We start from the raw sequence: 13,170 nt of genomic DNA, 5'->3' as shown, positions 1-13,170 counted from the left end.
AAATAGTGATTAACTATGTTGACGACGCATATTGTCCAAGATAATTCCTGTCGCCATCGCCACGTTCAATGACTCTGCTCCACCAAACGCCGGGATAGTAATTTTATCGGTTACCCATTGCGCAGCCAGTTCGCGGACACCATGAGATTCACTGCCCATCAACAAAATACCTTGGGCACTAAAGGAAGTGGTATGGACACTTTCCCCCTCTAAAAACGCACCATAAACGGGTAAATTGGCTTGTGCCAAGTAATGAGGTAAATCCACCAAACTCACCTGAACGCGACCAAAACTGCCCATAGTTGCACTGATGGTTTTCGGATTATAAGGATCAGCGCAATCGACACTGGCAACAATATGTTTAATCCCATACCAATCTGCGACTCGAATAATCGTACCTAAATTACCAGGGTCAGAAACACCATCTAAAGCAATCATTAAACCTTGTGCTTTGGGGACTTCAATCTTCGGGATCTCGACCACTGCTATCGCGGCATTATTACTAACCAACGTACTGGCTTTGGTCAACTCATCCAATGATGCTTCAGTGCAAGTGTAACTCGCTACGTTCTCAGCGTGTGAGTTTAGAAACTCTGCTGTGGCAAAAACATGCTGAACGTTGAATGCGCTATGGGTTAATTCAAGGACGTTTTTTTCACCCTGAACCAAAAATAAGCCGTGTGCTTTACGCTGTTTTTTTTGTCCTAACGCGCGCAGTAATTTGAGTTGGTTTTTTGAAATCATGATTTTATCCCAGATGAAAGCGCGCCGATTATAAAGTAAAGCGCCCTAGAGCTAAAGAGCGCTAGGGCGTTGTGGCAACAATCGTTACGAAGAAATTCTCTTTGTTTCTACTCTCTTTCCTATTTTTAACCATTTACCTAGTGCACGATAAGGCTGATATTTATCGTATAACCAGTTAAATCCTAAGGTATAAAAGAGGAAAAACGTAATAAAGACCGCTTCTAAAGCTAAGGTTTCTAATAACGACATTTGTAAAAACCAGCCAACAAAAGGAATGGTGATCAGTAATAATCCGCCTTCAAAACCCAGTGTATGACCAATCCGCATCATTAAACCACGTTGAATACGATCACTACCAAACCACTTATCAAAATACACGTTATAAATATAGTTCCATACTGTCGCGGTAACACTCAGGACGATACTCACTAACGCCATATCACCTGTTCCTTTACCAGAAAACCACGAAGCAAGGGGCACCATCATTAATAGTGCAATGATTTCGAAAACCACAGCGTGAAAAATACGCTCATTCCGACCCATGATGAATTACCTCAATTCAACTATTCAAGAGTCATCATTTTATCTACAATAAGGATACTTAAAAGTTAGATACCATCGGTAAAAACGATATGTTCAACATCGATCAACTGCGTGCTTTTGTGAAAACCGTAGAAACAGGCTCGTTTTCCTCAGCAGCAAGAGAACTTGGCAAAGCACAATCAGTGATCAGTCAGCACATCATCAATATGGAATTAGATTGCGGGGTCGATCTCTTTGATCGTAGTGGACGCTATCCAAAACTAACCGCTAAAGGGGAAGAGTTAATGCCTTATGCACAAGCGACATTGATTCAGCTTGCTCGCATGAGTAGTAAAGCATCACAACTCTATACTCCTGATGCCAACCAATTAATTTTAGCGATGGATGAAGGGATTCCGCTGGCTAAACTGCCGATTGCTTTACGTCAATTAGAACAAACCTTTCCTCATCTTCAGGTCGAGTGCTTAATGGCCTCGAGCCGTGATATTATTGAGTTAGTCGAATCAGGGCGCGCGACAACTGGACTGATTTTAAGTGAACCAGATTTACCCACTTGCTTAGATTTTTTCAGTTTAGGTCATATCGCCTTTGATGTCTTTGTGGCTAAACATCATCCACTGGCTAACATACCGATCACACACATTGATGAGTTAAGACAATATCGACAGCTCACCGTGCGCTCTAAAAACAGTCAATTTAGTAGTTTAAATCAAGCATTTAGTCCAGACATTTGGTACACCGATAACTATTACACTGTTCTAGAATTGGCGGTGAATGGCTTTGGCTGGTCCTTTTTACCTAACCATCTCGCACAAAGCGTCCCTGACGCACTGACTCGAATTAATGGTACATTCACTAATTTCGCATGGGAGGTTAATATTGACCTGATTCAACACCAAAAATGGAATACCGATCCTTTGCACCAGCAAGCACGCAAAGCCTTATTAGCACTATTAAATGATATTATTGATAAAGATTAAATATAGTTAATAAAATCATCCACTATTAATTAAAAAACTGTCAATAATAAACATAATAAAAACCATTGGAATAAAATACCAATTTGTATCTAATAAAAATCACCGATAGAAACTTAAAAAGTATAATTATACCATGTAAAAACTAAGCTTACTTATACAGTAAGCTTAGTTCATGAGATTAATTTGGTATTATCTTTCTTCTAAACAGAGAGCTTTTACTGTACTTCCTTGTTTAACTGGCGTTGTCATATCATTAATCCAGTCATCAACAGTCACTTTATATTGTCTTGAGAAAGCCTCTCTAACCGAAGCCCAACTTGTTGGGGAGAGTGAATACATCGCTTGTGATAATTCATACTCTGAATGGAAAGTAATAATGCCTTTTTTCTCTGTTGCGGATATTTGGAAAGTACTACTATAAAGACTAAACTGAACATTACCTGCTGAATCTACTTGTAATAAGTTTTGAGCAAAATTAGACATTTTTTCCGTTTGGTTAGCATAGGATAACGCTGCTGAAACCAACCCTTGAACAGATTTTACTATTTGATTTTTATCACCTTTTTCTATACCCCAAAATCCATCCACAAATGAGTTAATCAACACATCCGCATTTTTGCTCTGCTGTTTTATTTGTGTCGTTGTCGCCCAATCTAAAGTTACAAAAGGCATCGAGCTAATATATTGAGTAAACTGAATAAAATGGGTTTTATCGCCCTTACCATCTGGGTCTAATGGGTTATATTCCGCTTTGGTTCGACACATATTAACAGCTGTCTGCATACCATCAAAAATACTTTGAGGTGCAGTACCTGGGGTTGATGCATTATTTGCTTGCTGTCTATAGTCACCGACAGCTTCTGCACGTGCAGGGTTCTCTATTTGAACACCTTCCATCCTTAGTAAGGATGGCCTTTCAAATATCGACTGAGGTAAAATAATTTTATCTGTACTAGTGATATGTTTAACCCATTCATTAGTTTTTACTAATAAATTACTCATTTTCATATTTCCTTTATATTGATTAATACCAGCACTACTTAGTCCATTTGTTAGAGAACTAATACGGCTAACAGCGTCCCTACCAAATCATACTAAACTAGTTTTACATCAGATTTGTGATAATTCAATGAACACATTTAGTTTAATTAAATATTTTGGTTTTAATGCCAGTTAAAGCTCAGTTTAATATGTAATGACTATGTAACCACCTCTCCATTTAGTGATCTTGTATATAGATTGGAGTTTTAATATTCCTAATATTAAAAAATGTTCTACGTCACTTGGAATTTGCTCATTAAAACGTTTTATTTAACGAGATAAAACTATCATTACAATTTCACTACTATTACCTACCCATAACAAATAAGTATTTATTTTTACTCACTAAGATAGATAAATGATGCTAATTTCATAAAATATTTTTCTTACTCTCTATAAATTTAGCGCTATACTTCTCGCCCAAATTTTAAGAGGAGCACTTTGTGAGTAAGCAAATATCGGTGATCATCGGTTTATGTAACCCCAAAAGCCCAACCAATGTCGGTGGTGTATTACGTGCTGCTGGATGCTATCAAGCGGATGCGATTCGTTATACGGGGACTCGTTACGACAGAGCCGCGAAACTACAAACCGACACTAAAAACCGCCAAAGTAGCATCCCCTTGATGGCAGTCACTGAGATCACCGACGATTTGCCATCCGCTACCAAGATTGTTTGTGTTGAACTGGCGGAAGGGGCAACGCCACTGCCTGAATTTGTTCATCCGCCACAGGCGCTGTATGTCTTCGGCCCCGAAGATGGATCTATCCCTCAAAGCATCATTAATCAAGCTGATGAGGTAGTGTATGTCCCGACCGTAGGCTGTATGAATTTAGCCGCCAGCGTTAATGTTTTGCTTTACGATCGCCTGGCTAAAGCTAACCCTGATATCGACCATCAACAGCAAATCATTACTAACCGCGATGTCAAAAACCGCTTGAAGTTTCAGCGCAACAAACTGAATAAAGAGAATGCTTAGCCGAAAACTCTTTATCTCTCATAACATTACTGTGTTTTGATTCAAACTGAAAAGCCAGTACGATTTAACCTCATACTGGCTTTGATATAGTCATAATGAAAAATCACGGATTAGACGATTTTCGGTTGCCCATCTGAAGCCGTCGCGCCACCATCAACAGGCAAATTCACACCATTGATAAATGAAGCATCATCACTGGCTAAAAATGCCACTACCGCTGCTATCTCTTTGGGTTCAGCGGCTCGCCCTAGTGGGATACGTTCATTAAATTTATCTTGCACTGAATCAGGCCAACCATTGGTCATATTGGTTTTCACTAAGCTTGGGCATACTGCATTAACACGAACACCGTATAAACCATGATCTAGTGCCATCGCACGCGTTAAATTGACGACTGCGCCTTTCGTCGCACAATAGAATGCAGCGCCCCAATCACCACCTAGACCAGAAACTGACGCGGTATTCACAATACAACCGCGGGTTTTCAGTAATTCTGGTAAGGCAAATTTGGCGCAGTAAACCACCCCATCAATATTGACTGCCGAAATTTTCTGCCAGTCTTCTACACTGCATTCCAGTACCGTTCCGGGAATATGAATCCCCGCATTGTTGACTAAAATATCCAGTTGACCAAAGTGCTCTACGCAAGTTTGTACCAAGGCCGCTACTTGCTGGGCATCGGAGACATCCACTTTTTGCGCGGCAACACGAGCCTTATCAAAATGCTCTAAAGCATTCAGCAATTGCTCTTGATCCCAGTCAGCTAGCATCAACTGAGCACCTTCATCATACAAACGCTGTGCAATCGCTAAACCAATACCATTAGCGGCACCAGTGATGATCGCAACTTTATTGATTAACCCTTTCATAGTAAAACTCCTTCATTATTGATTTGAAAAACAGGATCTTGATGCTGCTCACTACGAGCCTGCATTAATTTGTAGTTATCTGAATAGTCCACTGGAATCGCGACAACTGCTGGCCCTTCTACTGCCATGGCTTGGCGAAGGATAGGCATTAATTGATCGGCTTGGGTCACGGCAAATCCATGCGCACCAAACGATTGCGCATAAGCTTGAAAATCAATAGGGCCAAATTTTACCCCTGAGCTGCGTTGATATTTTTGTTGCTCCTGCATTTCTACCATGTTGTAAGCATGATCAACCCAGATAATATGGACAATGTTGCATTTTAAGCGCACCGCAGTTTCTAACTCCATGCTCGACTGCATAAAGCCACCATCACCAGAAACCGAGACGACCTTATGCCCCGGTTTTAATAGGCTCGCAGCAATCGCCCAAGGTAGCGCCACTCCCATGGTTTGCTGACCATTTGAAACCAACATCTGCCGAGCTCGAAAGCAGCTTAAATAGCGCGCAATCCAAATATGAAAGCTCCCCATATCAAGGCACAAGGTTGTGTCGGGTGTGATGATCGCCTGCATGGTTTTAATCAAGCTTAAAGGGTGAAAACCTGCGGCTTTCTGCTTAATCGGATAGCTTTTGATGATATGTCTTTGCTGCGTCACTTCTTCTAAAATCGATAGTGCTGTTGGTGATAAGCGGGCAAACTCCGTTATCTGTGCGCAAAGAGCCTGTAAGGCTCCACCGATATGACCAACGACCTCAATACAGGGTTGGTAATGTTGTTGATACTGTGCAGGTTCCATATCAATATGAATGATCGGACAACGACGTGCATTCCAGAGCTCTGGGTCGTATTCAATAGGATTAAAACCGATGGTGATGATTAAATCCGCATCTTGCAGTAACACATCACCCGGTTGATTATTGAATAATCCGACTCGGCCAGCAAAATGGTGATAATAGTTAATATCTACGGCACCTGCCGCTTGATAAGTACCAACCACAGGTAATTGCGTTTTTTGTAAAAACTGACTGATCATCGATGCGTTAACTTGATCACTGGCATGTAAACCAAGCAATACCACGCAACGCTTCGCTTTACCGATCCGCTTGGCCGCCTCTTCAACAGCCGCTAAATCGGCATAACCGCTTGGGCGATAACTCGGTGGGATAACTAAATCCGCATCCGTTTGATCACTTAATACATCTTGTGGGACACTGATAAAACATGCCCCTTGACGCCCAGATTCAGCAATTCGAAATGCATTAGCCATAACTTCACTAGCCGCATCAACATGTTGGATCTCTGCGCTGTATTTGGTTACCGAGCGAAAAATACTCACGGTATCCATACTCTGGTGAGTCTGTTTTTGTTGGTAAGTTCGTTTTACTGCACCACCAATAGCTAGCATCGGATCCCCTTCTGTATTAGCTGTGGCGACGCCAGTCACTAAGTTCCCACATCCCGGACCAGAAGTCGCTAACGTTACACCCGCTTTACCGGTTAAACGTCCCATGATACCGGCCATAAACGCCCCATTGGCTTCATGTCTGACTGGGATCATCTGGATATTCGTATCTTCAAGCGCGTCGAATAATCGATCAATTTTGGCACCAGGTATACCAAATACGTACCGAATGCCTAAGGTCTCTAGCTGCTGTGCAATTAACTGCGCGCCACTGCGCAAAGCGTGATGAGATGACATAACATTTCCTTTTGACTGACGATGTGTTGGGTTATTTTTCAGCCGCTTCGATAGCGGAATGAAGATTTTTGGGCATAAGATCGGCATCAAGAAAATCACTTGATATCGGGGTATCAATCACTAGACGCGAGACACAACCGATTTGTAAAAACCCCGATGAAACGAGGTAGTCCTGAACATGGCCTCCCCCTGTTCTCGCATGATCAATAAAATGCTCATGATAACCAGGAACATTAATTCCCGTGGTATATCGCGGACTACGAAACCCCGCCATCACGCCCGATTGGTGTTCAAAATGAAACGTAGGCTGCTGTTTGATCGCTTCGAGCATCAGTCGATAAGGACGCTGCTGTTTAGGAACAGTACGGGTTTGGACTAATGGAAAGTCCCCTTCAAGCCGAATCGCACAAAAAACATTGTCACTAGGTACCAAACGATCGATAAGCTGATGCACTTCCTGACGGGTTAATGTGTCATTAATGGGCAGTTCAATGTCTGGTTTAAAGAAAGTAAACACCGCAAAAGGCGTTTTTTGATCCAGTTGAGCAGGATGTGCGGAACCATTGGCGTGCAGTTGGAAAACCTGACTATCAAAAGCAATCAACTCGCCATCCAATTGATTAAAAGTCCCCAAACCAAAATCACCGTGTTTAAGCAGTTCAGCAATGGTTGTTGAACCTTCATAAACACCAGCAATTAAGGCGCTCATCAGCGAAGTTTGATAAATCTCCCCTTCTCCCGAGCCTTGCTGATAATGAGCAAACTGCTCTGCAATTTGCTGAGGACAAGAACAGACCGAAGAGATAAAACGTTGCATAACTCAACCCTAATATGAACTAAAGTGTATATTTAGATTGACTTGAGAAGCACAACAAATCCAATATAAAAAAGATTTATTTTGATATAAAAAAAATATGGATGAATGATGGAATTTCGCTACATGAAGTATTTCGTTGCCGTTGCTAACGCTAAGCATTTTACGCGCGCTGCTGAGCAGTTAGGTATCGCCCAACCACCATTAAGTCAACAAATCAAAAAGTTAGAAGATGAGTTAGGCGTTGCCTTATTTAAACGTTTATCTCGCGGAGTTGAACTTACTGCCGCTGGGGAAGAGTTTTATCATGATGCGCAACACATTTTACAAGAGGTTGAGTGCTGTCAGCGAAAGTTGGAGCAAATTGCGCGCGGTGAAAAACAGGAATTACGCATCGGATTTGCTTCCTCAACAGCGAGTAGCCGTGAAGTTTTAGACAATATCCGCCGTTTGCATGAGCAATATCCAAAGCTCAATTTAGTAGCCGTTGAGCATCCAATGCCCGATCTGGTCACATTGCTCAAACAGCGGCGTTTAGAATTTGCTTTTATGCGCCTGCCTTGTTATGCCAGTGAGTCACTTAACCAACAGATTTTATTTGATGATCCTTTCGTGGCCGTTACCCCCATTAGCTATCGTTTAGCCACTCATCCAACCCTCAATTTGGCCCAGTTACATAATGAAAATGTCTTAATGTTTCCTCGTGAGACTGGCCCAGCCTTGTACGATCGTATTGAGGCGGCTTTACATAATGCAGGGGTGCATATTGCTCGGCCTTACGCCGCGCCACAACTTCGCACTGCTATTACCATGGCGCAAGCCGGTTTTGGTATTGCCATTGTACCGCTATCGTTAACTGAGCATCTCGATCGATCGGTTGTTGTACAACAGATCAATGACATGCCTTTTGTCAGTCAGGTCGCATTGGTATGGGATAGTCGTCATCATCACCCGTTAATTAATACCAGTATCCAATGTATGCGCAGCCCTAAACAGTGATCGACACAGTCACGAAGACGTATAATCAGCATGATAATTTTAACCGGACCCAGCCATGACTCAATTAACTTTATTTTATGATGCCACTTGCCCATTGTGCGTTAAAGAAATGGACGCACTGAGGCGGTTAGATAAAAACCAGTCACTTAAGATGGTTGATATTTATAGTGAAGAGATTAGCGCTTACCCGCAAATTGATATCAAGCAAGCGGGCACTATTTTGCATGCGCTCGATGAGTCCCAACAGTTAATCCTTGGCTTAGACGCCGTACATCGCGCTTGGCAATTCGTCGGCAAAGGCTGGATCTATGCCCTACTACGTTGGCGATTAATTAAACCTTTGGCCGATAAAGCTTACCTGTACTTTGCCAAACATCGTTATCGTTTTTCATTTTGGTTAACTGGCACAGCGAAGTGCAGCAATAAGCAATGTTCCCGCTAACGGATTTTTTAAGCGCTTAGATTGGCATCAATTGCAAGCCTATTGATAGTGCAAAGCGCCATTGCTCTTGCATTGTCAGTGGATATGATCAGATACTTAGCCTATCAAGACTGCTCAATCATTTTCTAGTTACCGAATATTAATACTCCGCCGATCTCGCTCACTGATCGTGCTCTCTGTGACTGGTTATGGTTGTATTGTTATGTCCAAACCGACGTCATGAATGAGAGCCTAGCTCTCTCTTTTAATCACTCGACGGAAAGATAAGGCTTACTTTGAAAAACTCCACTCACTCCAGCGCTGATGCACAACCAACATTCTTCTTCCTAGATTATGAAACTTGGGGAACAAGCCCAGCCAAAGATCGTCCTAGCCAGTTTGCTGGTGTGCGTACCGATATGGATTTTAATATTATCGGTGAGCCTTTGGTGATTTACTGCCAACCACAGAGTGATTATTTACCCTCACCAGAAGCCGCCTTAATAACCGGTATTACGCCACAAAAAGCGCAGGTAGAGGGGCTGCCCGAGCCAGAATTTATTGCCCGCATTCATGCTGAACTCGCCACACCGAATACCATCAGTTTGGGCTATAACAGCATTCGATTTGATGATGAAGTAACCCGCTATACCTGCTACCGCAACTTTATTGATCCTTATGCTTGGAGCTGGCAAAAAGGTAACTCACGTTGGGATTTACTTGATGTGATGCGCGCTTGCCATGCATTACGTCCAGAAGGCATTGAGTGGCCAGAAAATCAAGACGGCTTTACCAGTTTTAAACTTGAGCATCTCTCCGAGGCAAATGGTATAGAACACACTAACGCTCACGATGCGATGGCTGATGTGATTGCCACCATTGAACTTGCGAAAAAAGTTAAAGCCGCTCAACCTAAGTTGTTCGATTACTTCTTATCCATGCGCCACAAACGTAAGTTAATTGAATTGGTTGATATTGTTAATATGACCCCATTGATGCATGTTTCAGGCATGCTTGGGCGTGAACGCAGTTATACCAGTTGGGTCGTGCCCATTGCGTGGCATCCCACCAACCAAAACGCCGTAATCGTGGTCGATTTAGCCAAAAACCCCGAGCCGCTATTTGAGTTAACCAGCGAGCAACTCTTACAGCGCCTGTATACTAAACATGATGATTTAGCAGAAGATGAATTGCCAGTACCGGTTAAGCTGATTCACTTAAATAAATGCCCCATTTTAGCTCCTGCGAAAACCCTCACGGCTGAAAATGCAGCCACCATTGGTATTGATCGCGAGCAATGCTTGGCCAACCTGGCTCAAATCCGCCAGCAGCCGACACTCCGTGAAAAATTAGTGAATGTCTTCAGTAGTGAGCGAGACTTTGCACCGAGCAATGATGTCGATTGCCAATTGTATGATGGCTTCTTTTCTCCCGCCGATCGCGCGGCAATGGACATTATTCGCTCTGCCGCGCCAGAGTCACTGGCTGATTTAGATATTCAATTCAGTGATCAACGCATTGCACCTTTACTGTTCCGTTATCGAGCGCGCCATTATCCTTGGACACTCAATGAAACGGAACAACGCCGTTGGGCAAGTCATTGCCAAGATTATTTTGCTACTCAGTTACCAAGTTATATGCTCAATTTAGAAAATTTGGTCGAGCAACATCAACACGATGCTAAAAAGATCGCCTTACTAAAAGCGGTGTATCGCTATGTTGAAGCGCTTACTTCTTAAATGGCTTATTACAAAAAGGGTTTATTCACACCATGATACCTAAGCTCGCCAAATTATTGAAAACGACTGCGCAGTATCTAGTCTCAATGGGGCTTATTTTTTTATGTCTATGGGCTGGCGTTAGCCTACAACATTGGCTCGGGATTGCTATCCCAGGTAGTATTTTTGGCTTGCTAATTTTATTTGCTTTACTGGCCAGTGGTATTGTTCCCGTCGATTGGGTACGACCTAGCGCTCATCTTTTTATCCGTTATATGATTTTGCTGTTCGTACCAATCAGCGTTGGCTTAATGGTCCATTTTGACATGTTAGCAACTAACCTTTGGCCGATTATCGCCAGCGCGATTGGCGGAACAACCCTTGTTTTGATTTCAGTAGGTTACGTGCTTGATCGCTTTTTAAAAAGAGGCAAAAAATAATGTGGTTACTCATAACACTGATGGTGTTTTTTTTCGCTCGTTGGGTAGCTCAAAAATACCGCTCACCTTTAGTTAATCCATTGTTGATCTGCATCGCCATCTTAATTCCGTTACTGATCTGGTTAGAAGTGCCTTACCAAGAATATTACGCGGATAATCATTGGATCAGTGATTTACTCCAGCCTGCTGTTGTTGCGCTCGCTTATCCCCTTTATGAGCAATTACCACAAATTCGCGCAAATTGGCGAATTATTCTCTTAGCTTGTGGCGTTGGCAGCATCATGTCTATGCTCACGGCCAGCATTATTGCCTTATCAATGCACGCAGACATTACCTTAGTCGCCGCCTTGATGGGCAAATCCGTCACTACACCTATTGCAATGGAAGTCAGTAGTAATTTGGGCGGAGAGCCTGCCATCGCCGCTATTCTTGTTCTACTTGTCGGGTTGTTTGGCGCTATTATGGCCTATCCCATTTATAACCTGCTGAATATTACCCACCCAATAGCTAGAGGCTTAACCACAGGGACTATTGCTCACGCTCTGGGTACTGCAACCTGTGCTGAAAAAGATCCACGAGATGCGGCATTTAGCTCGTTAGCACTGGTACTCTGTGGTGTGATCACCTCTATTTTAGCCCCTAGCCTGTTTGCTTTTAGTCTATGGCTTTTTTATTAAACGGGTCTTGTTGAGATTTTGGGAGATTCGCTGGGTATTATGTGTGACCTCACTCTAATTATGAAAAATGAAATCAATTTACATAAAGAATTGAGACTTTAATCACAGAATGACTATGGTAATTATCTAAAATGAAGTTCAATTGACCAATTAAGGATGAATTATGCATAGCCGAATCGAACAAGCGTTATCACAAATGCCAGCCATGCTTAGCGAGTTTCTAACGCCTATCGTCACGGCCGAGCGCTTTGATGCGACACTTTCTGCTGAACAATTCCATCAATTATTGACTTTATCAGGATTAAACGACGCCGATCTCAGAGTCGCTCTACTGCCACTCGCTGCGGCTTATGCGTACGTGCCAATTTCCAACTTTCATGTCGGAGCGATTGCTCGAGGAGTGAGTGGTCGGCTCTATTTTGGCGCTAATATGGAGTTTTCCGGAGCGCAGCTAGGACAAACCATCCATGCTGAGCAAGCCGCGATTAGTCACGCGTGGATGAAGGGTGAACAAGGCATAGCCAGTATGACGGTCAATTATAGTCCTTGTGGTCACTGCCGACAGTTTATGAATGAGCTTAGTACAGCGACCACCTTAATGATTCAATTACCACAAAGGGAAGAAAAATCGCTGCAAGATTATTTACCTGAATCTTTTGGGCCAAGGGATTTGGGTATTGAATCGGCGTTAATGACCCCGATTGATCATGGTTATAACAGTGACGATCAAGACTCACTGGTTCAAACGGCAATTCAAGCTCTCAATCGTAGCCACGCTCCTTATACTAATAACCTCAGTGGAGTTGCGCTGCGTACTCAATCAGGTCAAGAATACTTCGGATCATACGCAGAAAATGCCGCTTTTAATCCAAGCTTGCCTCCCCTACAAGTCGCACTGATCCAACTGCGTATGGCAGGGGAAGAATTCACCGACTTAGCGGGCGCTGCGTTAGTCGAGATGGCACAAGGTCAAATCAGCCATTTAGCTGATACTCAAGCGACCCTCGAAGTGATTAATCCAGACCTTCCTTTGTCTTATTTAGCACTCTAGTCTTAATCAATATTGATTACTCGTCGCGTTAGTATATTGATGAGTAATCAATAACAACCCGATTTTATTTGTCGCACTCATGCCCCTACTTGATTTCATCCAACCCAAATAGCAAACGTTTTCTTTTTCACACGATTCCAGTATCATTGCCGCTGTTTTTATCTCTCAAGAAGAAGTCAATGCCACTTAG

General features: G+C 42.7%; 14 protein-coding genes. 8 read left to right on the top strand and 6 right to left on the bottom strand.

All coding sequences use genetic code 11. From position 1 onward, the window contains the following. Positions 1-9: 9 nt before the first annotated feature. Together AACS00_RS06685 and AACS00_RS06680 are read right to left on the bottom strand one after the other, a co-directional pair. Positions 10-744, bottom strand: a complete 735-nt coding sequence (locus tag AACS00_RS06685) for an RNA methyltransferase (protein ID WP_110166887.1) — start codon at positions 742-744, stop codon at positions 10-12. Between the two features lie 84 nt (positions 745-828). Then, on the bottom strand, positions 829-1,287 hold the full coding sequence (locus AACS00_RS06680; RefSeq protein WP_040904357.1) for a PACE efflux transporter: 459 nt from the start codon (positions 1,285-1,287) through the stop codon (positions 829-831). 89 nt (positions 1,288-1,376) lie between these two features. On the opposite strand from AACS00_RS06680, the gene AACS00_RS06675 reads away from it, so the two are divergent. Beyond that, on the top strand, positions 1,377-2,267 hold the full coding sequence (locus AACS00_RS06675) for a LysR family transcriptional regulator (protein ID WP_072669213.1): 891 nt from the start codon (positions 1,377-1,379) through the stop codon (positions 2,265-2,267). 189 nt (positions 2,268-2,456) lie between these two features. Here AACS00_RS06675 and AACS00_RS06670 read toward each other — a convergent pair whose 3' ends face one another. Beyond that, positions 2,457-3,269 (bottom strand): hypothetical protein, encoded by an 813-nt coding sequence (locus AACS00_RS06670; protein WP_072669214.1) that lies wholly within the window; start codon positions 3,267-3,269, stop codon positions 2,457-2,459. A gap of 482 nt (positions 3,270-3,751) precedes the next feature. On the opposite strand from AACS00_RS06670, the gene AACS00_RS06665 reads away from it, so the two are divergent. After that, on the top strand, positions 3,752-4,288 hold the full coding sequence (locus tag AACS00_RS06665) for an RNA methyltransferase (protein ID WP_110166886.1): 537 nt from the start codon (positions 3,752-3,754) through the stop codon (positions 4,286-4,288). Between the two features lie 110 nt (positions 4,289-4,398). On the opposite strand, the gene AACS00_RS06660 is transcribed toward AACS00_RS06665, so the two are convergent. Genes AACS00_RS06660 through budA form a run of 3 tightly spaced genes read right to left on the bottom strand, consistent with a single transcriptional unit; the run spans position 4,399 to position 7,677 of the window. Beyond that, complete coding sequence (locus tag AACS00_RS06660; protein WP_110166885.1) at positions 4,399-5,157, bottom strand: SDR family NAD(P)-dependent oxidoreductase; 759 nt, start codon at positions 5,155-5,157, stop codon at positions 4,399-4,401. Continuing rightward, positions 5,154-6,860 carry an acetolactate synthase AlsS gene (gene alsS, locus AACS00_RS06655; protein ID WP_110166884.1) on the bottom strand — a complete coding sequence of 569 codons (1,707 nt, stop codon included), beginning with the start codon at positions 6,858-6,860 and terminating at the stop codon, positions 5,154-5,156. The genes AACS00_RS06660 and alsS overlap by 4 nt, the downstream gene beginning before the upstream one ends. Before the next feature lie 31 nt (positions 6,861-6,891). Then, a complete protein-coding gene (gene budA / locus AACS00_RS06650) occupies positions 6,892-7,677 on the bottom strand; it encodes an acetolactate decarboxylase (protein ID WP_110166883.1) in 786 nt (261 codons plus the stop codon). Between the two features lie 108 nt (positions 7,678-7,785). On the opposite strand from budA, the gene AACS00_RS06645 reads away from it, so the two are divergent. From AACS00_RS06645 to cdd, 6 genes are all read left to right on the top strand, one after another. Next, positions 7,786-8,673, top strand: coding sequence for a LysR family transcriptional regulator (locus AACS00_RS06645; RefSeq protein ID WP_110166882.1), 888 nt, complete (start codon positions 7,786-7,788; stop codon positions 8,671-8,673). A gap of 55 nt (positions 8,674-8,728) precedes the next feature. Next, positions 8,729-9,115, top strand: a complete 387-nt coding sequence (locus AACS00_RS06640; protein WP_110166881.1) for a thiol-disulfide oxidoreductase DCC family protein — start codon at positions 8,729-8,731, stop codon at positions 9,113-9,115. Between the two features lie 275 nt (positions 9,116-9,390). Further along, entirely contained in the window at positions 9,391-10,833 is a 1,443-nt protein-coding gene (gene sbcB, locus AACS00_RS06635; RefSeq protein WP_110166880.1) for an exodeoxyribonuclease I, read from the top strand. Between the two features lie 32 nt (positions 10,834-10,865). Next, positions 10,866-11,252: a CidA/LrgA family protein gene (locus AACS00_RS06630; protein WP_072669222.1), complete on the top strand. Its 387-nt coding sequence runs from the start codon at positions 10,866-10,868 to the stop codon at positions 11,250-11,252. Further along, complete coding sequence (locus tag AACS00_RS06625) at positions 11,252-11,929, top strand: CidB/LrgB family autolysis modulator (RefSeq protein WP_110166879.1); 678 nt, start codon at positions 11,252-11,254, stop codon at positions 11,927-11,929. Before AACS00_RS06630 ends, AACS00_RS06625 begins: the two co-directional genes overlap by 1 nt. Positions 11,930-12,092: 163 nt before the next feature. After that, positions 12,093-12,980, top strand: coding sequence for a cytidine deaminase (gene cdd, locus AACS00_RS06620; RefSeq protein ID WP_110166878.1), 888 nt, complete (start codon positions 12,093-12,095; stop codon positions 12,978-12,980). Positions 12,981-13,170: the final 190 nt, after the last annotated feature.

The organism is Vibrio sp. 11986-1-5, from assembly GCF_963878025.1.
Taxonomy (GTDB): Bacteria; Pseudomonadota; Gammaproteobacteria; order Enterobacterales; family Vibrionaceae; genus Vibrio; species Vibrio injensis.
The sequence above is the reverse complement of the archived record's forward strand: the minus strand, read 5'-3'. Positions and strand labels throughout refer to the sequence as shown.

Coding starts and splice junctions, on each gene's coding strand:
- AACS00_RS06685 (WP_110166887.1), bottom strand. CDS start 744: ATGATTTCAAAAAACCAACTCAAATTACTGCGCGCGTTAGGACAAAAA.
- AACS00_RS06680 (WP_040904357.1), bottom strand. CDS start 1,287: ATGGGTCGGAATGAGCGTATTTTTCACGCTGTGGTTTTCGAAATCATT.
- AACS00_RS06675 (WP_072669213.1), top strand. CDS start 1,377: ATGTTCAACATCGATCAACTGCGTGCTTTTGTGAAAACCGTAGAAACA.
- AACS00_RS06670 (WP_072669214.1), bottom strand. CDS start 3,269: ATGAGTAATTTATTAGTAAAAACTAATGAATGGGTTAAACATATCACT.
- AACS00_RS06660 (WP_110166885.1), bottom strand. CDS start 5,157: ATGAAAGGGTTAATCAATAAAGTTGCGATCATCACTGGTGCCGCTAAT.
- alsS (WP_110166884.1), bottom strand. CDS start 6,860: ATGTCATCTCATCACGCTTTGCGCAGTGGCGCGCAGTTAATTGCACAG.
- budA (WP_110166883.1), bottom strand. CDS start 7,677: ATGCAACGTTTTATCTCTTCGGTCTGTTCTTGTCCTCAGCAAATTGCA.
- AACS00_RS06645 (WP_110166882.1), top strand. CDS start 7,786: ATGGAATTTCGCTACATGAAGTATTTCGTTGCCGTTGCTAACGCTAAG.
- AACS00_RS06640 (WP_110166881.1), top strand. CDS start 8,729: ATGACTCAATTAACTTTATTTTATGATGCCACTTGCCCATTGTGCGTT.
- AACS00_RS06630 (WP_072669222.1), top strand. CDS start 10,866: ATGATACCTAAGCTCGCCAAATTATTGAAAACGACTGCGCAGTATCTA.
- AACS00_RS06625 (WP_110166879.1), top strand. CDS start 11,252: ATGTGGTTACTCATAACACTGATGGTGTTTTTTTTCGCTCGTTGGGTA.
- cdd (WP_110166878.1), top strand. CDS start 12,093: ATGCATAGCCGAATCGAACAAGCGTTATCACAAATGCCAGCCATGCTT.